The following is a 24,256-nucleotide window of genomic DNA, read 5'->3' as shown; positions in this document are numbered from 1 at the left end:
CCCAGGCCTGTCAAGCAACCTTGACAATCCTTTCGTGACGCCGGTATCGTCCCTGTCAAGCTCGCTTGACATAGGATTTCCGTCATGGTCACACCGCGCAACCGCCTGAAAGGCACCGGCACCGGTCTCCTCGGCGTCGGCATGGCCTTCTTGGTCCTCGCCTTCAATGGGCAACCGGCCATGCTCGGCGTCGGCATGGCATTCCTGGCCGTGGGGCTCGGGTTGCTCGATCGCGCGCGCAGGGGCGGCGGCCAATGAGCATGCGGCGCTGGATGTGGATCTTCGTCGCCATCGGCCTGGCCGCGCTGGCGCTGGCCGCGGCCGGCCAATGGCTGCTGCGCTGGCCGGACGAGATGGTGGGCATGTGGGTCGGCATCGGCGCCGGCTACCTGCTGGGGGCGGCCCTGTTCCTGCTGCTGCCGCGCTGGTGGCGCCAGCATTGCGACGAGATGTATGCGCAGCCGGCCGGCCGCCGCTACCTGCGCGCACTGTGGCCGATCATGGTGGGCTATTCGCTGACCCTGTTCCTGTCGATCTGGCTGGTCAAGCGCGGGATCGAATCGGTGCCGCTGCGCGCGCTGGTGGCGGTGTTGCCGGCGCTGGCGATCGCGCTGCTGATGCGCGCCGCGCTGCGCTACCTGCGCGAGATCGACGAGTTGCAGCGGCGCATCGAAACCGAGGCGATCGGCGCTGCCAGCCTGCTGGTGTCGCTGCTGTATTTCGCCACCGGGCTGCTGCAGAAAGCCAAGGTCGTCGATGTCGACGCCGCCGCCGCGATGATCTGGGTGTTCCCGTTGCTGTGCGCCAGCTACGGCATCGCCAAGATCGTGCTGACGAAGCGCTACCTGTGAGCGCGCTCGCACGCTACTGCCAGCACCTGAGCCCGGCCTTGCGCGCGTACTACCGCGCTTCGGCATTGCCTTCGCTGTTGTTCCTGGCGTTGACCGGCCTGCACGAATGGCTGTCCCGCCAGCCGGATCTGGCGCGGTGGCTGCGCTTTGCCGGCGCACTGGCGCCGGCCGCCGCGATGGCTTGGCTGTTCGCCTGCTACCTGCGCTTCCTGCGCGACTGCGACGAACTGGAGCGCGGCATCGAGTTGAAGGCGCTGGCCTGGGCCGCAGGCATCAGCCTGCAGGGGCTGATGGCCCTGCTGTTCCTGATCGACGCCGGCCTGCTGGACTGGCCGCAGAAGCGCCTGATGGCAGTACTGACGGTGCTGCTGCTGGCCAGTTACGCACTGGTTCGTGGTGGCCTGCACCGCAGGTACGCATGAACAACCGTCTGCGCGAACTGCGGGAATGCGAGGGCTTGTCGCAGGGCGAACTGGCGCTGCGGCTGGACGTGTCCCGGCAGACCGTCAACGCGCTGGAGACCGGCAAGTACGACCCGTCGCTGCCACTGGCCTTCCGCATCGCCCGCCTGTTCGCCTGCCGCATCGAAGACATCTTCCTGCCCGATGAAACCTGAATCCTTCCGCTTTTCCACCTGCAAGCACCCAAAGGGGTTGTCCCGATGAACTCCCGCAAGACCAGACTGATCCTTGCCGTCGCGGTTGCCGCCGCGATCTTCGGCTACAAGGCATTGAACCCGAAGCCCGGCACCGCGGGCGAGCCGGCGACGGCGAGTGATTCCGCGGCCGGCCCGGTCGCGCCGGTACAGCCGGTGATGCTGGGCCAGATCGCCTTCACCTCGTGCAGCCTGAGCTCGCCGATGGCCAAGGAAAGCTTGGAGGCGATGTGCGCCACCTATGCGGTGCCGGAAGACCGCGCCAAGCCGGAAGGCCGCAAGATCGCGCTCAACATCGCCTGGCTGCAGGCCACCGGCAAGGGCGAAAGGATGCCCGACCCGGTGTTCTTCCTCGCCGGCGGACCCGGTCAGTCGGCGGTCGAAACCTTCCCCGGCCTGGATCCGGTGTTCAAGGAAGTGCGCAAGCAGCGCGACGTGATCCTCGTCGACCAGCGCGGCACCGGCAAATCCAACCTGCTGTCCTGCAAGGCGCCGGACGGCGGCGATGACGCCTTCGATCCATCGCCCGAGGCGATGCAGGCGCAGGCCACCACCTGCGCGGCCGAGCTTTCGAAAAAGGCCGACCTGCGCCACTACACCACCACCGACGCCATCGCCGACCTCGATGCGGTGCGCCGGGCCATCGGCGCCGAGCAGGTCAACCTGGTTGGCGTGAGCTACGGCACCCGCGTCGCCCAGCAGTACGCGATGCGCCATCCGGCCGCGACCCGCAGCATCGTGCTGGATTCGCCGGTGCCCAACGCCCTGGGGCTGGGCAACATCTTCGCCCGCAACCTCGACGACGCGCTGGCGCTGCAGTTCGCGCTGTGCAGCAAGGACCCCGCCTGCAAGGACAAGCTGGGCGATCCGCGCGCGGAACTCGACGTGCTGCTGACCACGCTGCGCGCCAACCCGGTGCAGCTGCAGTACCGCGACGCCAGCAGCGGCGAGATGAAGCAGGGCACGCTGCGTGCGGAAACCGTGGCCGGGCTGGTGCGCATGTACGCCTACATGCCGCTGGCCAGCGGCCTGCTGCCGAAGCTGATCCACGAAGCCAACGCCGGCCGTTACGAGAACCTGATGGCGCTGTCGAAGATGATGAGCGGCGACATGCAGGACGCGATGGCGATGGGCATGCAGCTGTCGGTGATCTGCAGCGAGGATGCCAACAGCATGGTGGTGCGCGAGGAAGACGCGAATACCGTGCTCGGCAACTTGATGCCGTCGGGCATGGCCGCGATGTGCAAGGCCTGGCCGAAGGGCGCGGTGCCGGCCGACTTCAACCAGCCGCTGGCCACCAAGGTGCCGGCGTTGGTGCTGGCGGGCGAGTTCGACCCGGTGACCCCGCCGCGCTACGGCGAGGAGATCGTGAAGTCGCTGGCCAACGGCCGCCTGTTCGTGCTGCGTGGCCAGGGCCACAGCGTGATCGGCGCCGGCTGCATGCCCAAGCTGTTCACCCAGTTCATCGAGAAGGCCGATGCCAAGGCGCTGGACGGCAAATGCCTGGACACGCTGGCCTATCCCTCGCCCTTCATCAGCTTCAACGGCGCGCAGCCGTAAGCCACCCTCCAACAGGACGCTTGCAATGATCGTTGCAGAACACCTTCGCAAGACCTTCCCCGGACGGGGCAAGGACAAGACCCCGGTCATCGCCGTGGACGACGTGGGCTTCACCGCCCGCGACGGCGAGATCACGGGCCTGCTCGGCCCCAACGGCGCCGGCAAGACCACTACGCTGCGCATGCTGTACACCCTGATGTCGCCGGAGTCCGGCCGCGTGCTGGTGGACGGCATCGACGTGGCCAGCGACGCAGAACGCGTGCGCCGCAGCCTGGGCGTGCTGCCCGACGCGCGCGGCGTTTACAAGCGCCTGACCGCGCGCGAGAACATCGACTACTTCGGCAAGCTGCACGGGATGTCGCCGGCGGAGATCGCCGCGCGCACCGGCAGGCTCGCGCAGGCGCTGCAGATGGAGGACTTCCTCGACCGCGCGACCGAGGGTTTCAGCCAGGGCCAGCGCACCAAGACCGCGATCGCGCGCGCACTGATCCACGATCCGAAGAACGTCATCCTCGACGAGCCCACCAACGGCCTCGACGTGATGACCACCCGCGGCCTGCGCGGCTTCCTGCAGGAGCTGCGCGGCGAAGGTCGCTGCGTGATCTTCTCCAGCCACATCATGCAGGAGGTGGCGGCGCTGTGTGACCGCATCGTGATCATCGCCCGCGGCAGGGTGACCGCGCAGGGCACCCCGGACGAACTGCGCGCGCTGACCGGCGAGGCCAATCTGGAAGACGCATTCGTGAAACTGATCGGCAGCGAGGAAGGACTGCACGCATGAACAACTCCACGCACAAGACCGGCTTTTTCGCCGCCATGCTGACGGTGATGCGCAAGGAGTGGCTGGACTTCTTCCGCGACCGCCGCACCTTCTATCTCAGCCTGCTGGTGGCACCGCTGCTGTACCCGCTGATCTTCCTCGGCATCGGCAAGCTCACCCAGATGCGCGCCGAGACCCAGCTGGAGAAGACCCTCAGCGTGCCGGTGGTGGGCATGGAGCGCGCGCCCAACCTGGTCAAGTTCCTGGCCAGCTACGGCATCGAAGCCAAACCGGCACCGGCCGACATCGAAGCGCGCGTGCGCGCCCAGCAGGAAGACCTGGCGCTGGCGATCGATGCCGATTTTGCCAAGGACTGGCATGCCGGCAAGCCCGCCAAGATCGACATCATCACCGACACCACCCGCCGCAACGGCGACGTGAAAGTGGCGCGGGTGGGCAAGGTGCTGGAGGGCTACGGCAACGGCGTCGGCGCGATGCGGCTGCTGATCCGCGGCATCAACCCGGGCATCGCCACACCACTGCACGTGGGCACCCGCGACATGGCCACGCCGGAAGCCAAGAACAGCCAGTTCATGTCGATCCTGCTGCCGATGATCCTGACCATCTTCGCCTTCATCGGCGGCGCGCATCTGGCGATGGACACCACCGCCGGCGAGCGCGAGCGGCAGTCGCTGGAACCGCTGCTGGCCACGCCGGCATCGCGCGCGGCGCTGGTGGGCGGCAAGATGCTGGCGGCGGCCCTGCTCGGCCTGGCGTCGATGCTGCTGATCCTGGTGTCGTTCAAGCTGTCGGCCACGTTGGCCAGCGGCATGGCCAAGCAGATGGACGTGAGCTTCCTGGCCATGGGCAAGCTGCTGCTGACGCTGGTGCCGCTGGTGCTGATCGGCACCGCGCTGATCACCGCGCTGGCCGCCGGCGCCAAGAGCATGAAGGAAGCGCAGAGCCACATCATGTGGCTGATGATGCTGCCGATGCTGCCGGCCTACGGCCTGATGGCCTATCCGCTGAAGGACACCGCGCTGTGGCAGTACGCGGTTCCGTTCCTGTCGCAGAACCAGCTGATCCAGAAGATCACCCGCGGCGAAACGGCGTCGATGGAGCAGTGGGGCCTGTATCTGGCCAGTTCGCTGGCGTTGGCGGCGGCGCTGTGGGCGCTGGCGGTGTGGCGCTACCGGCAGGAGAAGCTGGCGATCTCGGCCTGATCGATCCACCCGCTTCCCGCGTAAACAAAAAGCCCGGCGGACGCCGGGCTTTTTGCTGCCGCTCGCTCCGCCGCGCTTACTGCTCGAACGAAATCGTGCGGCGGCTGGTGGTGGCCTGGCCGATCGGCTGGAACCGCCAGCGCTTGACCGCGTTCAGCGCCTCGCGCTCGAACTCGCGTTGGAACTGGCGGGTGCCGTCGGACGAAACCACCCGCGCGCTGGCGATGTTGCCATCGGTGCCGACGGTGAACTCCACCTGCACCGAGCCGGTAGCACCGGCACGCTGCGCGGCCGGCGGGAACTTCGGCCCGGGCTGGCTGATCGCGCGCAATTCGGTCGACGCCGCGGCCGGCCGCGCTGCGGCGGCCGGCGCCGCCTGCTGGCGCTGCGCCGCTTCACGCTCGGCAGCCTCGCGCTGCGCGGCCTCGCGTTGCGCGGCTTCACGCTGGGCCGCCTCGCGCTGCGCAGCTTCGCGCTGGGCCTGCTCCTGCTGTGCCACCTGCTGGCGCTGCTGCTCCTGCTGCTTGCGCTGGTCTTCCTCGCGCTGCTTGAGCTGGTCGGCCTTGCGCTTGGCCTCTTCCTCGGCGGTCAGCTTCTGCGTCTCGGTCTGCTGCTTGAGCTTCGATTCGCCGCTGGCGACGCTGGCCTTCAGCCGCTCCAGCGCCGGGTGGTTGGGATCCGCCTTGCCGATCAGGGCCAGCAGGCGCGAAGCCTCCTCGTAGTCCTCGCGGGCGATGCTCTGCTCGGTGGCGATCACCGTCATCGGCAACAGATCGCTGAGTGCGCTGGATGCACCGGCATCGCCAGGCTGCTTGTCGCGCAGGGCGAGGTAGTACTCCATCGCGTTGTTGCCGGGCGGCGCGTACAGCCGGTTGTCGTTGTAGGCGGTGTTGGCCGCGTCGCGCAGCTGGTCGACACCCATCGCCGACACCGACGCCGACACCACCGTTTCCGGCGTCGGCGCGGGCGCTGCCCGTTGCGCCGCCTGCGGACCCGCAGCCGCCTGTTCGTCCTTCTTGCATGCCCCCAGCGCGCAGGCCACGGCCACCGTCAGTGCGACCGGGACCCACCCCTTTCGCATCTTGTTGTTTGCAGTCATTGCGTTCCCCCTGTTATGCAAAGCGCTTTTCAGCGTAGCACGCGGCATCCGGGCGCCGGTTGTCAAGTGGATGGGCTCATTTGCCGATGCAGAACGAGCTGAAAATGTGACCCAATAAGCCATCCGCATCGACCCGCCCACCGATGGCACCCAGCGCATCGTGCGCACGCAGCAGTGCTTCCGCGGCCAGTTCCAGACGTTCGACGGACAGTTCCGCCGCGGCCCGTGCCAACCAGTCGTCGGCCAGCGCCAGCGCCTGCACGTGGCGCGCGCGCGCCGAAAACGCGCCCTCGCCCGCGCCGCCACCGGCCAGCGCGAACAGGCGCTGGTGCAGCTTCGCCAGCCCCAGGCCCGTATGCGCCGACACCGCCAGCGCGTCATCGTCCAGCGCGGGAGATGCGGGCAGCAGGTCGGCCTTGTTGTGCAGCCACAGCACCTGCGCCACGCCGGCCAGATCGGCGGCGAGCGCGGCCCGCCCGGCTTCGGGATCGCGCGCATCCAGCACCGCCAGCGCGACGTCGGCGCGCCCCAGTTCGCCGCGGGCGCGGCGGATGCCTTCGGCCTCGATGGCATCGTCGGCATGGCGCAACCCGGCGGTATCGACCAGGGTCAGCTCGACCCCGTCGATGCGGATGGTTTCCTGCAGCACGTCGCGGGTGGTGCCGGCGATGTCGGTGACGATGGCGCGGTCGCTGCCCGCCAGCGCATTGAGCAGCGAGCTCTTGCCGGCGTTGGGCGGGCCCGCCAGCACCACGTGCAGGCCGTCGCGCAGCTTGCGCCCGCGCTCGGCGTCACTGCGCAGCAGCACCAGTGCGTCGCGCGCCTGTTGCAGCCGGCCGAACAGGACCGCGCCGCCAAGCGTGTCCAGCGGTTCGTCGGCGAAGTCGATCGCCGCTTCCACGTGCACGCGGATCGCCAGCAGCTGCGCCATCAGCGCATCGACGCGATGCGAGAACGCGCCGTCCAGCGACCGCCGCGCCGCTCGCGCCGCACGCGCGTCGGCGGCCGCGATCAGGTCGGCAATGGCCTCGGCCTGCGCAAGATCGAGCTTGCCGTTGAGAAATGCGCGCTGGCTGAACTCACCCGGCGCGGCCTGGCGCGCACCCAACGCCACGCAGCGCGCCACCAGTTCACCCAGCAGCACCGGGCCGCCATGCGCCTGCAGTTCCACCACGTCCTCGCCGGTGAAGCTGGCAGGACCGGCGAAATACAGGGCGATGCCATCGTCGAGGGTCTCGCCATCGGCATCGGTGAAGCGCGCGTACTGCGCCATGCGCGCCCGCAACGGCTTGCCGCAGATGCGCTCGCCGATTGGCCGCGCCCGCGGCCCGGACAGGCGCACGATGCCGACCCCGCCTTCGCCGGCGGCGGTGGCAATCGCGACGATGGTGTCGGTGTCGGACATGGGGGAAATCATGGCAGATCGGATTCAGCGTCCCGGCTTGGCATCGCACGGCGGGCCATGGCCAAGACACGCCGTGAATCCGTCCATGGAGGCTTCTCGGCGACATCCATGTCGCCGAGAGTCTTGTCCATGGCCCGCCGCACGCTGCCATCAGACAGCGTCGCGACCGGAAAAGCGTCAGGCCTTCGCCGGTTCCTCGGCGAAGCGCTTCATGTTCCACCACTGCTGGGCCATGCCCAGCGCGCCGTTGGTCACCCAGTACAGGACCAGGCCGGCCGGGAAGAAGGCGAACATCACCGCCATCACCAGCGGCATCATCTGCATCATCTTCTGCTGCATCGGATCCATCCCGACCATCGGCGACATCCTCTGGGTGAGGAACATCACCACGGCGTTGAGGATCGGTAGGATGAAGAACGGATCGCGCGCGGTCAGGTCGCTGACCCAGCCGATGATCCACGGCGCCTGGCGCAGTTCCACCGCTTCCAGCAGCACGTAGTACAGGGCCAGGAACACCGGCATCTGGATGAAGATCGGCAGGCAGCCGCCGGCCGGGTTGATCTTCTCCTTCTTGTACAGGTCCAGCATCGCCATCTGGAACTTCTGCTTGTCGTCGCCGTAGCGCTCCTTGAGCTGGGCGATCCGCGGCTGGAACTTGCGCATCTTCGCCATCGACTTGTACTGCGCGGCCGACAGCGGATACAGCACCAGCTTGATCAACACCACCAGCAGCACGATCGCCCAACCCCAGTTGTGGGTGAGCTTGTGCAACTGGGTCAGCAGCCAGTGGATCGGCTTGGAGAGCACGGTGAAGATGCCGTAGTCCATCGCCAGGCCGAGGCCGGGCGCGGTGGCGTCGAGCTTGCCGGCCAGCTTGGGGCCGACCCACAGGGAGGCGGTGCTCTCGAAGCGCTGGCCCGGGGCCAGGGTCACCCGCGGCCCGCGCGCGGCGATGCTGTAGAGATGGCCCTTCTGGGCCAGCGAGTACAGCGCGGCCTGGTCCTTCTGCGGCACCCAGGCGCCGAGGAAATAATGCTGCGACAGCGCCACCCAGCCGCCGGTGACCTGCTGGTTGAGCGGGCCGTCCTCGACGAAGTTCGGATACTTGCGCTTTTCGTACTTGTCTTCCGGGCTGTACCAGGCGGCGCCGTTGAGGCTGAACGATTCCGGGTTGGTGAAACCGGTCTTGACCGCTGGCGGCACGCGCTCCAGCCGGCGCTCGATGTCGCCGGTCCAGGCGCTGCTGCCGGTGTTGACCAATTCATCGCGCACCCGCAGCGCGTAACTGCCGCGCGCCAGCGTGTAGGTGCGCTGCAGCTGCATGCCGTTGGCGGCAGTGGCGACGAAGCGCGCCTGCACCTCGGCGGCGCCATCGGCCAGCGTCATCTCCCGCGCATCGCCCTGCGGCTGCAGCGCCAGCTCCGCCCCGTCGACTCCGCGCCAGAAGGCTTCCGCGGCGAAGAAGCGGGCCGGGTCGGTATCGAACAGCACCACCGGCGGACTGCCGGCGGCACGGGTCTGCGGGTAGTGGAGCAGCTCGGCGCGGGTGACGTCGCGGCCGTTCAATTCCAGCGCCAGCACGTCGTTGCGCAGGTGCAGGGTCGGCGCCACGGCCACCGCACTGGCCTGCGCGATGGTGCCAGCGGCGGGCGCCGCCAGCGGGGCGGCGACGGCGGCCGGCACTTCCCCCTGCGCTGCCGCGGGAACCGCCGCTGCAGGCTGCGCGGCGGCGACTTTTTCCTTGCCCCACTCCTGCCACAGCAGGAACGCCACCATCAGCCAGGCAATCAGCAGGAACGTACGGATCTGGTTCATTGGGCAGGGGTCTCGGGGCGCGCTTGCGGCGCGGCCACATCGGGAGGAGCCGGGGAATCGGCGGGCGGCATTGTGCCGGCCACGGCCGGCAGGGGCAACGCGCCGGCGCGCGTCAACAGCTGCTCAAACGCCGCTTGCAGGGTGCGGTTGTCGGTTCGCGCGGCGCCGCTGCGGGCAACCACGACGTAAGCGCCACCCTGCAGCTGCGGGCGCAGCCGGCGGAAACATTCGCGCAGGGCGCGCTTGATGCGGTTGCGTCCGACCGCATGGGGATCGACCTTGCGCGAGACCGCCAGGCCCAGCCGCGGCGGCGCTGCATCGGCCAGCCAGTGCAGGGCAAGGCGCGGCTCGGCGGTCCGCCGGCCGCCATCGAACACGCGGCCGAACTCGGCCTTGGCGCGGACCCGCGCGGCAGGCGGGAATCCGGCGGCCTTGCGGCGCGCAAACGCGACAACGCCGGCATCCTGCGTGGACGCCGGCGTCTGGTTCATCGCTGGCAACATCATTTGGTTCCGGCGCGGACGCCGGACGCGCGATCCGACCCGAAGGTCAGACGGTCAGGCGACGGCGGCCCTTGGCGCGGCGACGCGCCAGTACCTTGCGGCCGTCGGCGGTGGCCATGCGGGCGCGGAAGCCGTGATCACGCTTGCGCTTGAGGTTGCTGGGCTGGTAAGTGCGCTTGGTCGCCATGGCGGGCCTGCTTGCTTTGTTTCAAAGAATAAGACCCGGAATCATAGCTGGCTAACACGCCCCGTGCAAGTCCAACCGCTTTTCCTGCGCCAGCTGATGGTTTGGCGGCACCCGGGCGCGGTGGTAACCTGCCCAGCTCCCATCTTATCCACAGCCATCCGGTTTCCCGGTCCGGCTGCTCGCGCTTTTTTCCGGATCCTTCGACCCATGCACGTCTGGCCCGCCTGCCTGCAACGCCTTGAAACCGAGCTTCCGCAGGACGAGGTGAGCATGTGGCTCAAACCGCTGCAGGCGGACCGGCGCGACGGCGGGTTGGTGCTCTACGCACCCAATGCCTTCGTCCGCGACGAGGTCCAGAGCCGCTTCCTCGAACGCATCCGCGAGCTGGTCCGCCATTTCGACGACGGCGCCGAGGTGGTGGTCGACATCGGTGCCCCGCGCCGCATTGCCGCTGCGCCCGCCAACCAGGCGCTGCCGGCCCGCCCGGCGCCTGCCGCGGTGGTCGAACCTTTCCACGGCAACGTCGATCCGCACTACAGCTTCGACAACTTCGTCGAAGGGCGCAGCAATCAGCTGGCCCGCGCGGCGGCCTGGCATGCCGCGCAGAAACCCGGCGAACGCACCCACAACCCGCTGCTGCTGTATGGCGGCACCGGCCTCGGCAAGACCCACCTGATGTTCGCGGCCGGCAACGAGATGCGCCGGCTCAACCCGGCGGCGCGGGTGCTGTACCTGCGCTCGAACACGTTCTACGACGCGTTCTTCCGCTCGCTGCAGGAAAAGACCACCGACCAGTTCAAACGCCAGTTCCAGAAGATCGACGCGCTGTTGATCGACGACATCCAGTTCTTCGCCGGCAAGGACCGCACCCAGGAAGAGTTCTTCCACACCTTCAACGCGCTGTTCGAGGGCCGCCAGCAGATCATCATGACCTGCGACCGCTACCCGCGCGAGGTGGACGGGCTGGAGCCGCGGTTGAAGTCGCGGCTGGGCTGGGGGCTGTCGGTGGCGATCGACCCGCCGGACTTCGAGACCCGCGCGCAGATCGTGCTGTCCAAGGCGCGCGAGCGCGGCGCGGTGCTGCCCGACGAAGTGGCCCAGTTGATCGCCAAGAAGATGCGCAGCAACGTGCGCGAGCTGGAAGGCGCGATCAACAAGCTGACCGCCCAGGCCGGCCTGCTGGGTCGCCCGGTGACCATGGAGTTCGCCCAGGAAACCCTGCGCGACCTGTGGCGCGCGCAGCAGCAGGCCATCAGCATCGCCAACATCCAGAAGGCCGTGGCAGACTACTACGGTCTGCAGCTGCGGGAGATGCTGGGCAAGAAGCGCACCAGGTCGCTGGCGCGACCGCGACAGGTGGCGATGGCGCTGGCCAAGGAACTGACCGAACACAGCCTGCCGGAGATCGGCGTGGCGTTCGACGGCCGCGACCACACCACCGTGCTGCACGCCTGCCGGCAGATCCGCACGCTGATGGAAAGCGACGGCAATCTCCACGAAGACTGGGACAAGTTGATCCGCAAGCTCAGTGAATGAGAACGGTACAAGCTGTGGATAAGCAGGGGATCGAATCTGCCGTGCAAAACCATCCACAGCTTTTCCCCTGCTTCCAAGGGGGTTATGCAGGCGCTTTCGCCAAGCATAAAACCGATTTAAAACAAAAGGTTACAGTAGATATCCCGGGTTTTTCGCTACTCCAGCACCACCGTCTTTCTAGATTTATCCATATTCAAGAAGCAAGGGCCAGCCAGCCGGCGCGCCTTTCGAATCAGCCAAAAGGGTGAGGGGTTTACATGCGGTTTTCCCTGCAACGCGAAGTCCTGCTGAAGCCATTGGCCCAGGTCGTCAACGTGGTCGAACGTCGGCATACCCTGCCGGTCCTGGCCAACCTGCTGGTCCGGGTGAATGACGGACAGCTGGCCCTGACCGGTACCGATCTGGAAGTCGAAATGGTCGCGCGCACCGCGGTCGAGGACGCCCAGGACGGCGAGATCACCATTCCCGCCCGCAAGCTGTTCGACATCGTGCGGGCCCTGCCGGATGGCAGCCGGGTCACGATCAGCCACGGTGGCGACAAGGTGACCGTGCAGGCCGGCCGCAGCCGGTTCAGCCTGGCCACCCTGCCTGCAAACGATTTCCCTTCGCTGGACGAGGTTGACGCCACCGAGCAGGTCAGCGTGCCCGAGGCGGCGCTGAAGGAACTGCTGGAGCGCACCGCGTTCGCGATGGCGCAGCAGGACGTGCGCTATTACCTCAACGGCCTGCTGTTCGACCTGCGCGACGACACCCTGCGCTGCGTGGCCACCGACGGCCATCGCTTGGCGCTGTGCGAGACCAGCCTGGGGCAGGAACATGGCGGCAAGCGCCAGATCATCGTTCCGCGCAAGGGCGTGCAGGAACTGCAGCGCCTGCTCGAGGGCGGCGACCGCCAGATCGAGCTGGAGCTGGGCAAGGGCCATATCCGGGTCAAGCGCGACGACGTGACCTTCACCAGCAAGCTGATCGACGGCAAGTTCCCGGATTACGAAGCGGTGATCCCGATCGGTGCCGATCGCGAGGTCAAGATCGACCGCGAGGCGCTGCGTGCGTCCCTGCAGCGCGCATCGATCCTGTCCAACGAAAAGTACCGCGGCGTTCGCGTCGAAGTCTCGCCCAACCTGCTCAAGATCAGCGCCCACAACCCGGAGCAGGAAGAGGCGCAGGAAGAGGTGGAAGCGGAAACCCATGTCGATTCGCTCGCCATCGGTTTCAACGTGACTTATCTGCTGGAAGCGCTCGGCGCCCTGCGCGACGAATTCGTGGTCATCCAGCTGCGCGACGCCAACTCTTCCGCGCTGGTGCGCGGTGCTGGCAGCCACCACGCCCGCCACGTGGTGATGCCGCTGCGGCTGTGACCGCGCATGCCATGCCAGCCTGAGCCCGGCCGCTGGCCGGGCGCGGTTGCAGGGATGTTCCACGTGGAACATCCACCTCGACGCCCGGCACCGTCCGGGCGTTGTCGTTCCCGCCAGAGTGAAAACCCGAGATGCTGATCCACCTGCTTCGCGTCGAGGCGTTCCGTCGCTTCGATTCGGCGGAGATCGCCCTGCGCCCCGGATTCAACCTGCTGACCGGCGACAACGGTAGCGGCAAGACCAGCGTGCTGGAGGCGCTGCATCTATTGGCGCACGGGCGCAGCTTCCGGGGCCGTGTTCGCGATGGGCTGATCCGGCAAGGGGAACCGGCGTTGCAGGCTTATGTCGAGTGGGAAGCAGAAGGCGTGGCTCGCCGGGCCGGGTTGCGCCACGCGGGTGGAAGCTGGGAAGCGCGGTTGGATGGCGAGGACGTGCGCCAACTCGGGCAGTTGTGCGAAGCGTTGGCCGTGATCACCTTCGAACCCGGCAGCCACGCGCTGGTGGATGGCAGCGCCGAAGTGCGGCGGCGCTACCTCGACTGGGGTTTGTTCCACGTGGAACATGGCTTCATGCCGCAATGGCGCCGGTACGCGCGTGCGCTCAAGCAGCGCAACGCCCTGTTGCGGCAGACCGGCGGGGCCAGTGCGCAGCTGGATGCCTGGGAACATGAGCTGGCGCAATCGGGGGAGGAACTGACCCTGCTGCGGGAAGCCTATGTAACAGGGCTTCAGCCCAGCCTGACCCGGCTGCTGCCGAACCTGTTGCCCGCGGCAGGGGGCGTGGAACTGCTGCTCCAGCCGGGATGGAAGCGGCAAGAGCTGTCGCTCGCGGATGCCTTGCTGCTGTCGCGCGAACGCGATCTGGCGCTGGGCTATACCTCGCTGGGGCCGCATCGCGCCGATCTGAGGATTTCCCTGCGCGATCTACCGGGCCGTGAGGGTCTGTCGCGGGGGCAAACCAAGCAGTTGGCGTTGGCACTGTTGTTGGGGCAGGCCGCGCATCTTGCAGCGCTCGGGGGCGGGTGGCCGGCCCTGCAGCTGGATGACCTCGGCTCCGAGCTGGATCGCCACCACCAGCGTCGGTTATTGGAGGTTCTGGCCGAGAGCGGGGCGCAGGTGCTGATCACCGGCACGGAAGCCCCGGTCGGGCTGGCCGCGGTCGGGGTCGATGTGGCGATGTTCCACGTGGAACATGGGAAAATCGGCGGCGCCTGATCGCTCGTTCGCCTGGATCCAAGCGTAACCAGGCGTGAGCCACGGCATCGGCTGCAAAAAGCCTGCGGGCCCCGGTCGGCTATACTGTGGGTTCCTATAGCTAATGTGTCTTGGCGTGCCCACGGCACGTCACGGGAGTCGAACGCGTCGATGTCGCAAAACGAACAGACCCCGGGCCAGCAGCCCGAAACCACCCCGAACTCCACCTACGATTCCAGCAAGATCACCGTTCTGCGCGGGCTGGAAGCGGTGCGCAAGCGCCCGGGCATGTACATCGGCGACGTCCATGACGGCACCGGCCTGCACCACATGGTGTTCGAAGTGGTCGACAACTCGGTGGACGAGGCGCTGGCGGGCCATGCCGACAACATCATCGTCAGCATCCATGCCGACGGCTCGGTCAGCGTGTCCGACAACGGCCGCGGCATTCCGGTGGACATCCACAAGGAAGAGGGCGTGTCGGCGGCCGAGGTCATCCTCACCGTGCTGCACGCCGGCGGCAAGTTCGACGACAACAGCTACAAGGTGTCCGGCGGCCTGCACGGCGTGGGCGTGTCGGTGGTCAACGCGCTGTCCAGCAAGCTGACCCTGGACATCTGGCGCGACGGCGGCCACCACCAGCAGGAATACGCACACGGCGAGCCGGTCTATCCGCTCAAGCGGGTCGGCGATCAGGGGGAGCGTCGCGGCACCGTGCTGCGTTTCTGGCCGTCGGAGCAAACTTTCAGCGACACCGAATTCCACTACGAGATCCTGGCGCGGCGCCTGCGCGAGCTGAGCTTCCTCAACTCCGGGGTCAAGATCACCCTGGTCGACGAGCGCGAGGAAGGCCGTCGCGATGTATTCGAGTATGAAGGCGGCATCAAGAGCTTCGTCGAGCATCTGGCGCAGCTGAAGACTCCGCTGCATCCGAACGTGATCTCGGTGAGCGGCGAGCAGAACGGCATCACCGTGGAAGTCGCCCTGCAGTGGACCGACGCCTACCAGGAAACGATGTTCTGCTTCACCAACAACATCCCGCAGAAGGATGGCGGTACCCACCTGCAGGGTTTCCGCTCGGCGCTGACCCGCACCCTGACCAATTACATCGAGAACAACGGTATCGCCAAGCAGGCCAAGGTGGCGCTGTCGGGCGACGACATGCGCGAAGGCATGATCGCGGTGCTGTCGGTGAAGGTGCCGGATCCCAGCTTCTCCAGCCAGACCAAGGAAAAGCTGGTGTCCTCGGACGTGCGTCCGGTGGTGGACAGCACCTTCGCGGCGCGGCTGGAGGAGTTCCTGCAGGAACACCCCAATGAGGCGAAGGCCATCGCCGGCAAGATCGTCGATGCTGCCCGCGCCCGCGAGGCCGCGCGCAAGGCGCGTGACCTGACCCGCCGCAAGGGCGCGCTGGACATCGCCGGCCTGCCCGGCAAGCTGGCCGACTGCTCGGAAAAGGACCCGGCGCTGTCGGAACTGTTCATCGTCGAGGGCGACTCCGCTGGCGGTAGTGCCAAGCAGGGCCGCAACCGCAAGACCCAGGCGGTGCTGCCGCTGCGCGGCAAGATCCTCAACGTCGAGCGCGCGCGCTTCGACCGCATGCTGGCCAGCGCCGAAGTCGGCACCCTGATCACCGCACTCGGCACCGGCATCGGCAAGGATGAATACAACCCGGATAAATTGCGCTACCACCGGGTCATCATCATGACCGACGCCGACGTCGACGGCAGCCATATCCGCACCCTGCTGCTGACTTTCTTCTACCGGCAGATGCCGGAGCTGATCGACCGCGGCCACATCTACATCGGGCTGCCGCCGCTGTACAAGATCAAGCAGGGCAAGAACGAGCTGTACCTGAAGGACGATGCCGCGCTGGACGCCTACCTCGCCGGCAGCGCGGTGGAAGGCGCCGGGCTGGTGCCGGCCGAGGCCGAGCCGGCCATCGATGGTGCCGCGCTGGAGGGCCTGCTGCTGGCCTACGCCAAGGCCAGGGAAGCGATTGCCCGCAACGCCCACCGCTTCGATCCAGGCGTGCTGGAGGCCCTGATCGATTTCGTGCCGCTGGATGCCGCTTCGGTGGCGGCGCACGGCGATCTGTCCGCGGCGCTCACCGCGCTGGCCGGGCGCCTCAACCAGAGCGGACTGGGCAAGCCGCGCTACGCGCTGCGCTGGCAGACCGCGGAAGAGGGTCGTCCTGCCGCGCTGCTGGTGACCCGCAGCCACATGGGCGAGGAACTGATCCAGGTGTTGCCGCAGTCGCTGTTCGAACACGGCGAATTGCGGCCGTTGCGCGAAGCCGCCGCCAAGCTGCATGGTCTGGTGCGCGACGGCGCGAGGATCGTCCGCGGCAGCAAGTCGCAGCCGATCGCGCGCTTCGCCGACGCCCAGGCCTGGCTGCTGGAGGAGGCGAAGAAGGGCCGCCAGATCCAGCGCTTCAAGGGTTTGGGCGAAATGAACCCGGAGCAGCTGTGGGACACCACCGTGAACCCGGACACCCGCCGCCTGCTGCAGGTGCGGCTGGAAGACGCGGTAGCCGCCGACACCATCTTCAGTACCCTGATGGGTGATGTGGTCGAACCGCGCCGTGCATTCATCGAGGACAACGCGTTGAAGGTGGCCAATCTCGACGTTTGATCGGGGGCGCGCCGGATTGACACCGCGTTCAGGCCCTGCGGCCTACAACGGCGATCCTGGCCCTGATCGGAGATCGACATGAACACCAAGGCAATTGCACTGGGTGTCGCCACCGCGCTGTCGGTTGCGGCCTGCGCCACCACCACCTCGCCGACAGGGCGCACCCAATACGTGGGCGCGGTGTCGCAGGCGCAGCTGGACCAGCTGGGCCTGCAGGCGTTCGCCCAGGCCAAGGCATCGACGCCGCTGAGCCGGGATGCCGCGAAGAACGCCTACGTCGGCTGCGTGGTGCGCGCCGTCACCGCCCAGCTGCCGGCGCCATGGAGCGGCGTGCGCTGGGAATACGCGCTGTTCGACAACAACGAAGCCAACGCCTGGGCACTGCCCGGCGGCAAGATCGGCGTCTACACCGGCATTTTCAAGGTCGCCACCAACCAGGACCAATTGGCCGCGGTGATTGCCCACGAGATCGGTCACGTGATGGCCCGCCACCACGACGAACGCATCACCCGGCAGGTCTACGCGCAGACCGGGCTGGGGGTGGCCGGCGCGCTGGCCGGCTCCCGTTACGGCGAGGCGGCGCAGCAGACCACCGGCCAGCTTGGCGGTGCGCTGCTGCAGGGCACCTTCCTGCTGCCGAATTCGCGCGTCCAGGAGTCCGAGGCCGACGTCGTGGGCCAGGAGCTCATGGCCAAGGCCGGGTTCGACCCCGAGGGCGCAGTGTCGTTGTGGCGCAACATGGCGGCGGCCGGCGGCGGCCGGCCACCGCAGTGGCTGTCCACCCATCCCGACCCTGCTTCCCGCCTGCGCGAACTGCAGGCGCGTGCGGCCGGGTTGACCGCGGTCATGCAGGCGGCGCGCAACAAGGGGCAAACTCCGCACTGCCGCTGACTTTGCGCTGACCTGCCGTCCTCCGGCACAGGAAGGCGCAGCGAGTTTCTGCTACGTTTCCGCACCTGGCCGCGCCTGCCGCGGCACCTTGCCCCGAGGAATGCCCCATGTCCAAATCCTACCGCCGCCCGCTCGCCGTTGCCCTGTCCGCCGCCCTCGGCATGCTGGTGCTGGCGCCTTTCGTTCATGCCGAACCGCAGTCCATGAGCAAGCAGGAAGAACGCGCTCGGAGGCGCGCTGAACTCGGCAAGGGTCAGCAGAAGGCGGAAGAGGCCAAGCCGGCGCTGTACCCGAACGCAACCCGTCAGTCGCCGGAAGCCAAGGCGTCGCCCAAGCTGATCAAACATCTGCAGGAACTGCAGGCGCATTACGAAAAGGACGACTGGGCAGGCGTGATCGCCAAGGCCGAGGAAGTCGCGGCGATGCCGGCCGCGAACGCGTACGAGAAGTCGTTCGCCTATTCGATGGCGGGCAATGCCGCTGCCAACATGGATGACCAGGCCAAGGCGGGCGAGTTCTTCGCCAAGGCGGTCGCTGCCAATGGTCTGGAGAACGACGGTCACTACTCCACCATGTACAACATGGTGGTGATTCAGTACGGCGAGGACAAGTTCGCCGAGGCGCTGGCCATGCTGGAGAAGTTCCTGGCCGAAACCAAGTCCGACAAGAAGGACCACCTCGCCCTGCGCGCCGGCCTGCTTGGCAACCTGGACCGCCACGAGGAAGCCGCCGCGATCTACAAGGACCTGCTTGCCAAGAACCCGGATGACAAGCGGCTGCTGATGAACGCCGTCGCCGCGCTGCAGAATGGCGACAAATTCGACGAAGCCAACGTCCTGCTGGAAGCTGCGTACAAGCGTGGCATGCTGACCGAGAAGCGCGAGATCCGCGCGCTGTACATCGGCTACATGAATGCCCAGCGTTGGGACGACGCCAAGAAGGTCATCGACGATGGCGTGGCCAAGGGCGTCCTGCAGGCCGACGCGGACCTTGCTCGCGACTACCAGGTCCTCGCGCAGAACGCCTACATGGACGACAAGATCCCGCTGGCGATCGAGCTGTACAAGCGCGCGGCGCCGATGGCGGCCGATGGCGAGGCCTATCTCAATCTCGCCAAGGTGCTGGACTACGCAGAGCGCAAGGCGGAGGCAAAGGCAGCCGCCAAGCAGGCGTTGGAAAAGGGCGTCAAGAAGCCGGAAGACGCCAAACGCATCCTCGCGCGTTGAGACGCACCGCGCAGTTTTCGCCCTACACCACAGACAATGCTTGGAACAAGTCGTGTCTGCTGGTATAAACTACGGGATTCCTGCGGCCATAAAGGTCGCACCGTAATCCGCCCCGGTCCAACCGATCGGGGCCCTCCACTCCAGAGCCGTGCGCATGACGGAAGATCTCGCCCACATCGAGAAGAATGACAACCGCGATGGCGGCCTGAGCTGGCCGCGCATCGCCGGCTTCAGCTTCGCCATCGCCCTGCATGCCGCAGCGCTGCTGATGCTGCTGGCACCGCTGTCGCCCCCGGCCCAGGACGTGGAGAAGGACGATGTGGTGAGCGTCACCTTCATCGAACCGCCGCCGCCGCCGCCACCGCCGCCGCCGCCGCCGCCGGAACAACCCAAGCCGCTGACCACGCCGCCGAAGACGTTGTCGCCGCCGCGCCCGAGCCCGATCCCGCCGCCGCCGGATGACCCGCCGGTGGTGCTGAGCGAATCGCGCGCCGTCGACGTCGCCGCGCCGCCGCCGTCGCCGCCGTCGCCGCCGGCCTCGGTGCCGGACATCGGTTCCAGCGTGGATGCTTCCTCGCGGGCGATGAATCCGCCGAAGTATCCGCCGGAAGAAATGCGCCGGGGCATCCAAGGCACCACCGTCCTGATTGTCAGCATCGATTCCAGTGGCGGCGTGCTCGACGTCGAGGTCGAACGCTCCAGCGGCAACCGCAATCTCGATCGCGCCGCGATCACCGCGGCCAAGCGCTGGCGCTTCAACCCGGAAGTCAGGAACGGGCAGAAGATCGCCAGCCGCGTTCGCGTCCCGGTCGAATTCAAGATGTAACTGCTGTTCCGCACCACCCGTTCCAACGCAATCGCTTCATCTAGCTCTGAACAACTTCATCCACGACATCCAAGGGTAAGCGTATGTTGCAAGAAACTGCTGCCGCCGCACCTGCCGCCGCCGGAGGCAACAACGCCGCCGCGCTCCAGCAGATGGGCTTTGAAAGCCTGATCCAGAACTTCGACGCAGTCGGCTGGATCGTGTTCCTCACCTTGAGCATCATGTCGGTGATGTCCTGGTACTGGATCATCATCAACTTCATCAAGAACATCCGCCTGCGTGGCCGCGCCGAACGCGTGGTCAGCACCTTCTGGGAGACCACCAACGCCCAGGACGCGATCCGTTACATGGAAGAACAGCCGAAGTCGGAGCCGTTCTCCAAGATCGCGCTGGATGCCGCCCAGGCCGCCGCGCACCACCAGCGCCACGACGGCTCCAAGCTGGCCGAGTCGCTGAACCGCTCCGAGTTCGTCGACCGCGCCCTGCGCCAGGCCGTGACCCGCGAGTCGCTGAACCTGGAAGCCGGTCTGACCGTGCTTGCCACCACCGGTTCGTCGGCCCCGTTCGTCGGCCTGCTCGGCACCGTGTGGGGCATCTACCACGCGCTGATCGCGATCGGCTCGTCGGGCGATGCGTCGATCTCGGCAGTGGCCGGCCCGGTGGGCGAGGCGCTGATCATGACCGCACTCGGCTTGTTCGTGGCGATTCCGGCACTGCTGGCGTACAACGCCTTCGTGCGCGCGAACCGGATCACCAACAACCAGTTCGACACCTTCGCCCACGACCTGCACGACTTCTTCGCCACCGGCGCTCGCGTCGGCGACGCGGCCGGCAAGCGCTGATTTTTGGCCACTGGAACCTGACGGAGGCCCCTGACCATGGCAGCAAGTGTCGGTAACAAGGAAGACGGCGCGCCGATGGCCGAAATCAACGTCACGCCCCTGGTGGACGTGATGTTGGTGCTGCTGATCATCTTCATGATCACCACGCCGCTGATGAACCATAAGGTCAAGGTGCAGCTGCCGCAGGCGGTGGTCCAGAAGAAGGAAGAGAAGAAGCAGCAGATCCCGCCGGTGACCATCACGGTGACCGAGGCGGGCGAGCTCTTCCTCAACGATGAGCCGGCGACCCGGCAGGCGATCGAAAGCCGCCTGTCGGTCGAGGCCCAGAAGACCCCGCAGCCGCCGGTGCAGATCCGTGGCGACAAGACCACCCCGTACCGGCTGATCAACGAAGTCGTCAAGATCGCGCAGGCGCAGGGCATGGCCAAGGTCGGCTTCGTCACCACGCCGCCGAAGAAAGGGTAGTAAGGAGAACGCACGATGGCCTTTGCCAAAGCCAGCGCAGGTGCCATGGCGGACATCAACGTCACCCCGTTGATCGACGTGATGCTTGTGTTGCTGATCATCTTCATGGTGACCATGCCGATCCAGTCGGTGCCGGTGGACGTGGATCTGCCGCAGAAGACGGAAAAGCCGCCGGAAAACCCGAAGGAGCCGCCGGATCCGATCGAACTTAGGATCGACGCGTCCGGCCAGGTGTTCTGGAACAACTCGCCGGTCGCCGTTTCGGCGCTGGAGCGGATGATGGACGAGGAAGTCGCCCGTGATCCGAGCAACCAGCCCGAGCTGCAGATCGACACCAATGAATCGGCGGAATACGGCGTGCTGGCCCAGGTGCTGGCAGCCGCGAAGAACGCCGACATGATCAAGATCGGCTTCGTCCAGAAATAAACATTCTGCCCCGGCTTCCGGGGCACGTCGTGGATGACGAAACGCCGCCCGATTGGGCGGCGTTTTTTTTTACCTGAAGCCCCTGCTACGAAACCGAATCGACGATGTGTCGATAGGCGCGCACGGTCGCGGCGAGGCCGGCGTACAGCGCTTCGCCAATCAGCGCATGGCCGATCGACACCTCGCGGACGTCGGGCACATCGGCGAGGAAACGGCCCAGATTGGCCTGGTTGAGGTCGTGGCCGGCGTTGACCTGCAGGCCGGCGGCCTGTGCGGTGCGCGCGGTCGCGGCGGCCAAGCGCAGCACCGCATCGGCGTCGCCGGCGGCGAAGGCTTCGGCATAGGGGCCGGTGTAGAGTTCCACCCGATTCGCGCCCAGCTCGGCGGCCTGCGCCACATCCGGATCGCCGACGTCGACGAACACGCTGACCCGGCAACCCAATGCCTTGAACGCGGCGATAAGCGGGCGCAGCGATTCGCCGTCGCGGTCGAAATCGAAGCCGTGGTCGGAGGTGAGCTGGCCGTCGTCATCGGGCACCAGGGTGACTTGGGCCGGCCGCACCGCATCGCACAATGCCAGCAGGCCCGGATAACCGGCGCGCGGCGGTGCAAACGGGTTGCCTTCGACGTTGAATTCGACCCCGCGCGCAGTGCACAGCGCGCCGAGCGCGTACACATCGTCGCTGCGGATATGACGCGCATCGGGCCGTGGATGCACGGTCAGGCCGTGGGCGCCGGCATCGAGGCAGGCCACGCCGGCGGCAAGCACGTCGGGTTCGCCGCCGCCGCGCGAATTGCGCAGCACCGCGATCTTGTTGAGGTTGACGCTGAGCGCGGTCATGGCGCGTCGCCAGCGTCGTCGCGCTCCTGCTTGCGCGCTTGGGCCAGCTCGCGCAACCGTCGCAGCTCGGCCGGGTCGACCATCATGGTCGCATCGCGATCGCTGCCGGCGACTCGCGCCTGATACAGGCCCAGCACCCAGGCGACGAACAGGACAAGCGCTGCCAGCAGGCAGCCGGCCAGCACCGCCATGGAGGTGGTCAGGAACGCCAGTGCCATGGCGGCAACGGCGAGGAGCAGGAACAACCAGTGCATGCGTGCGGCTCCGGGTCGGGTGGGCGAAGTTTACGCCGCCGCGACGGTCACAACAGGGGCGCCATCAGCCTTGCCAGCGCCTCCGGCAGACGCGCCGTGAGCAGGGGCCGCGGGCGATCAGGGCGCACCCGCGGCGCCGAGGCGAACTCGCGTTCGACCAGCAGGGCCAGCGCGTCGGCGACGCCGGCATCATCGATCAGCAGCGACGATTCGAAGTTGAGGCGGAAGCTGCGGTGGTCGAAATTGGCGCTGCCGATGATCACCAGCCGGTCGTCGACCAGCAACGACTTACTGTGCAGCATGCGCGGGCCGTATTCGTAGACCTTCACCCCGGCGGCCAACAGGTCGTCGTAGTAGGAACGCACGCACCAGGTGACCAGCCGGCTGTCGCTCATCCTGGGTAGCAGCAGGCGCACGTCCAGGCCGCCCAGCGCGGCCGAGGTCAGCGCCATCATCGCCGCCTCGCCGGGCACGAAGTACGGCGTGGTCAGCCAGATCCGCCGGGTCGCCGAATGGATGGCGCTGACGTGGGTGCGGTGAATCGCCTCCCACGGCGAATCGGGGCCGGAAACCAACAGCTGGGCGTGGATCGGGCCTGGCTGCGGCGCCGGCATCGCCTGCACGACGTCACCGATGAAATCCTTGCGCTCGGTGGCATAGGCCCAGTCCTCGACGAACACCTCCTGCAGCGAACGCACGATGTCGCCTTCGACGCGCAGGTGCAGGTCGCGGTAGGCATCGTCGCGCAGGCGCTCGTCCTCCTCGTCGGTGATGTTGATGCCGCCGAGGAAACCGACCCGGCCGTCGATCACCACGATCTTGCGGTGGGTGCGCAGGTTCAGCCACGGGCGCTTCCACGGCAGCCACAGCCGCGCCGGGTGGAACCAGGCCAGCTCGCCGCCGGCTTCGATCAGCGGATCAAAGAAGCGCCTGCGGCACTGCATCGAGCCCATCGCGTCGACCAGCAGCCGCACCTTGACGCCGGCGCGCGCACGTTCCACCAATGCGTCGCGCAGCGCCGTGCCGGTGCGGTCCGGGTTGTAGATGTAGTACTCCAGATGGACGTGGTCGCGCGCCTGCGCGATTGCTTCCAGCAGCGCCGGATACTTGCTGCCGCCGTCGACCAGCAGGCGCACGTCATGCGCGGTGCTGGGCGCAAGCCCGCTGGTGGCATGCGCCAGCGCACGCAGCTCCAGGCTCTCGTCGCCGGGGCCTTCGGCCTCGGTCGGCAGATGGGCATGGTGGCGCTTGCGGCGGGCGCGGTGGCGGACGATCCGCTGCGGGCCGAGGATGTAATAGATCGCGAAACCGATGTAGGGCAGCGCCGCCAGGCTGATCAGCCAGCTCAGGGTCGCCGCCGGCTCGCGCTTCTGCAGCACGATCCAGCTGCCCAGCCAGACCAGGTACAGCGCCCAGCCCGCGGTCAGCCAGGCGCGGATGTGGGGAATCGCCCACAGCGCATCCCAGGCGTCGATCAATGCGGTCACGGCGTTCTCCTGCGTCGCGGGGGTTGCGACCGCCACAGGGTAGGCTGGGTGGATGCAGATTTCATCCGCCCCGCCCCATCGCGACGACGATGCGCGCCGTGCGACGGCACCACGCAAGGGGCGCGGCGCTGCTTCGCAGGCGGCCGGGCGCTTTCTCTTGTGGGTCGGAAAGGATCTCAGCCTTTGAGTCCTCTTTCCTGGAATTGCTTACCAGTTTGG

Annotated in this window: 26 protein-coding genes; 18 read left to right on the top strand and 8 right to left on the bottom strand. The window is 67.3% G+C overall.

What is annotated here, in order from left to right; translation table 11 throughout:
* The first annotated feature begins 84 nt into the window (after positions 1–84).
* Genes E5S66_RS13530 through E5S66_RS01370 form a run of 7 tightly spaced genes read left to right on the top strand, consistent with a single transcriptional unit; the run spans position 85 to position 5,049 of the window.
* Positions 85–258, top strand: coding sequence for a hypothetical protein (locus E5S66_RS13530; protein WP_156880599.1), 174 nt, complete (start codon positions 85–87; stop codon positions 256–258).
* A gap of 2 nt (positions 259–260) precedes the next feature.
* The gene (locus E5S66_RS01395; protein WP_138346866.1) at positions 261–851 is read left to right on the top strand and encodes a hypothetical protein; all 591 of its coding nucleotides are present in this window, start codon (positions 261–263) and stop codon (positions 849–851) included.
* Entirely contained in the window at positions 848–1,273 is a 426-nt protein-coding gene (locus tag E5S66_RS01390; RefSeq protein WP_028840477.1) for a hypothetical protein, read from the top strand. Before E5S66_RS01395 ends, E5S66_RS01390 begins: the two co-directional genes overlap by 4 nt.
* Entirely contained in the window at positions 1,270–1,467 is a 198-nt protein-coding gene (locus E5S66_RS01385; protein ID WP_028840476.1) for a helix-turn-helix transcriptional regulator, read from the top strand. The genes E5S66_RS01390 and E5S66_RS01385 overlap by 4 nt, the downstream gene beginning before the upstream one ends.
* 45 nt (positions 1,468–1,512) lie before the next feature.
* The gene (locus E5S66_RS01380; protein WP_138346864.1) at positions 1,513–3,066 is read left to right on the top strand and encodes an alpha/beta hydrolase; all 1,554 of its coding nucleotides are present in this window, start codon (positions 1,513–1,515) and stop codon (positions 3,064–3,066) included.
* A gap of 25 nt (positions 3,067–3,091) precedes the next feature.
* Positions 3,092–3,847, top strand: a complete 756-nt coding sequence (locus E5S66_RS01375; RefSeq protein WP_028840474.1) for an ABC transporter ATP-binding protein — start codon at positions 3,092–3,094, stop codon at positions 3,845–3,847.
* Positions 3,844–5,049 carry an ABC transporter permease gene (locus E5S66_RS01370; protein ID WP_051247373.1) on the top strand — a complete coding sequence of 402 codons (1,206 nt, stop codon included), beginning with the start codon at positions 3,844–3,846 and terminating at the stop codon, positions 5,047–5,049. The genes E5S66_RS01375 and E5S66_RS01370 overlap by 4 nt, the downstream gene beginning before the upstream one ends.
* 76 nt (positions 5,050–5,125) lie before the next feature.
* On the opposite strand, the gene E5S66_RS01365 is transcribed toward E5S66_RS01370, so the two are convergent.
* The 5 genes from E5S66_RS01365 to rpmH form a co-directional block, all read right to left on the bottom strand.
* Positions 5,126–6,148 carry an energy transducer TonB gene (locus E5S66_RS01365; protein ID WP_138346862.1) on the bottom strand — a complete coding sequence of 341 codons (1,023 nt, stop codon included), beginning with the start codon at positions 6,146–6,148 and terminating at the stop codon, positions 5,126–5,128.
* Between the two features lie 76 nt (positions 6,149–6,224).
* Positions 6,225–7,553, bottom strand: a complete 1,329-nt coding sequence (gene mnmE / locus E5S66_RS01360) for a tRNA uridine-5-carboxymethylaminomethyl(34) synthesis GTPase MnmE (protein WP_138346860.1) — start codon at positions 7,551–7,553, stop codon at positions 6,225–6,227.
* Positions 7,554–7,730: 177 nt separating this feature from the next.
* Positions 7,731–9,368 carry a membrane protein insertase YidC gene (yidC, locus tag E5S66_RS01355; protein ID WP_138346858.1) on the bottom strand — a complete coding sequence of 546 codons (1,638 nt, stop codon included), beginning with the start codon at positions 9,366–9,368 and terminating at the stop codon, positions 7,731–7,733.
* Positions 9,365–9,871: a ribonuclease P protein component gene (gene rnpA, locus E5S66_RS01350; protein WP_246037098.1), complete on the bottom strand. Its 507-nt coding sequence runs from the start codon at positions 9,869–9,871 to the stop codon at positions 9,365–9,367. Before rnpA ends, yidC begins: the two co-directional genes overlap by 4 nt.
* A gap of 46 nt (positions 9,872–9,917) precedes the next feature.
* The gene (gene rpmH / locus E5S66_RS01345) at positions 9,918–10,058 is read right to left on the bottom strand and encodes a 50S ribosomal protein L34 (RefSeq protein WP_028840469.1); all 141 of its coding nucleotides are present in this window, start codon (positions 10,056–10,058) and stop codon (positions 9,918–9,920) included.
* 207 nt (positions 10,059–10,265) lie between these two features.
* Between rpmH and dnaA the strand changes: the two genes are divergently transcribed.
* From dnaA to E5S66_RS01290, 11 genes are all read left to right on the top strand, one after another.
* A complete protein-coding gene (gene dnaA / locus E5S66_RS01340; RefSeq protein WP_138346856.1) occupies positions 10,266–11,594 on the top strand; it encodes a chromosomal replication initiator protein DnaA in 1,329 nt (442 codons plus the stop codon).
* Complete coding sequence (locus tag E5S66_RS01335; RefSeq protein ID WP_138346854.1) at positions 11,591–11,842, top strand: hypothetical protein; 252 nt, start codon at positions 11,591–11,593, stop codon at positions 11,840–11,842. Before dnaA ends, E5S66_RS01335 begins: the two co-directional genes overlap by 4 nt.
* 9 nt (positions 11,843–11,851) lie before the next feature.
* Positions 11,852–12,952 (top strand): DNA polymerase III subunit beta, encoded by a 1,101-nt coding sequence (gene dnaN / locus E5S66_RS01330; protein WP_138346852.1) that lies wholly within the window; start codon positions 11,852–11,854, stop codon positions 12,950–12,952.
* A 131-nt stretch (positions 12,953–13,083) separates the two neighbouring features.
* Positions 13,084–14,166 (top strand): DNA replication/repair protein RecF, encoded by a 1,083-nt coding sequence (gene recF / locus E5S66_RS01325; RefSeq protein WP_138346850.1) that lies wholly within the window; start codon positions 13,084–13,086, stop codon positions 14,164–14,166.
* 150 nt (positions 14,167–14,316) lie between these two features.
* Positions 14,317–16,779: a DNA topoisomerase (ATP-hydrolyzing) subunit B gene (gene gyrB, locus E5S66_RS01320; protein WP_138346849.1), complete on the top strand. Its 2,463-nt coding sequence runs from the start codon at positions 14,317–14,319 to the stop codon at positions 16,777–16,779.
* A 78-nt stretch (positions 16,780–16,857) separates the two neighbouring features.
* The gene (locus E5S66_RS01315) at positions 16,858–17,670 is read left to right on the top strand and encodes a M48 family metallopeptidase (protein WP_138346847.1); all 813 of its coding nucleotides are present in this window, start codon (positions 16,858–16,860) and stop codon (positions 17,668–17,670) included.
* A gap of 107 nt (positions 17,671–17,777) precedes the next feature.
* On the top strand, positions 17,778–18,896 hold the full coding sequence (locus tag E5S66_RS01310) for a hypothetical protein (RefSeq protein WP_138346845.1): 1,119 nt from the start codon (positions 17,778–17,780) through the stop codon (positions 18,894–18,896).
* Between the two features lie 154 nt (positions 18,897–19,050).
* Entirely contained in the window at positions 19,051–19,722 is a 672-nt protein-coding gene (locus E5S66_RS01305) for an energy transducer TonB (RefSeq protein ID WP_138346843.1), read from the top strand.
* An 83-nt stretch (positions 19,723–19,805) separates the two neighbouring features.
* Positions 19,806–20,564, top strand: coding sequence for a MotA/TolQ/ExbB proton channel family protein (locus E5S66_RS01300; protein ID WP_028840461.1), 759 nt, complete (start codon positions 19,806–19,808; stop codon positions 20,562–20,564).
* A 36-nt stretch (positions 20,565–20,600) separates the two neighbouring features.
* On the top strand, positions 20,601–21,029 hold the full coding sequence (locus E5S66_RS01295; protein WP_028840460.1) for an ExbD/TolR family protein: 429 nt from the start codon (positions 20,601–20,603) through the stop codon (positions 21,027–21,029).
* A gap of 15 nt (positions 21,030–21,044) precedes the next feature.
* Positions 21,045–21,455: an ExbD/TolR family protein gene (locus E5S66_RS01290; RefSeq protein WP_028840459.1), complete on the top strand. Its 411-nt coding sequence runs from the start codon at positions 21,045–21,047 to the stop codon at positions 21,453–21,455.
* Between the two features lie 85 nt (positions 21,456–21,540).
* Here E5S66_RS01290 and E5S66_RS01285 read toward each other — a convergent pair whose 3' ends face one another.
* The 3 genes from E5S66_RS01285 to cls are packed head-to-tail and all read right to left on the bottom strand — an operon-like array spanning position 21,541 to position 24,037.
* On the bottom strand, positions 21,541–22,296 hold the full coding sequence (locus tag E5S66_RS01285) for a pyridoxine 5'-phosphate synthase (protein WP_138346841.1): 756 nt from the start codon (positions 22,294–22,296) through the stop codon (positions 21,541–21,543).
* Positions 22,293–22,550: a hypothetical protein gene (locus E5S66_RS01280; RefSeq protein ID WP_138346839.1), complete on the bottom strand. Its 258-nt coding sequence runs from the start codon at positions 22,548–22,550 to the stop codon at positions 22,293–22,295. The genes E5S66_RS01285 and E5S66_RS01280 overlap by 4 nt, the downstream gene beginning before the upstream one ends.
* 47 nt (positions 22,551–22,597) lie before the next feature.
* Positions 22,598–24,037: a cardiolipin synthase gene (gene cls, locus E5S66_RS01275; protein WP_138346837.1), complete on the bottom strand. Its 1,440-nt coding sequence runs from the start codon at positions 24,035–24,037 to the stop codon at positions 22,598–22,600.
* Positions 24,038–24,256 lie beyond the last annotated feature (219 nt).

The organism is Thermomonas fusca, assembly GCF_005862345.1.
Taxonomy (GTDB): Bacteria; Pseudomonadota; Gammaproteobacteria; order Xanthomonadales; family Xanthomonadaceae; genus Thermomonas; species Thermomonas fusca.
The sequence above is the reverse complement of the archived record's forward strand: the minus strand, read 5'-3'. Positions and strand labels throughout refer to the sequence as shown.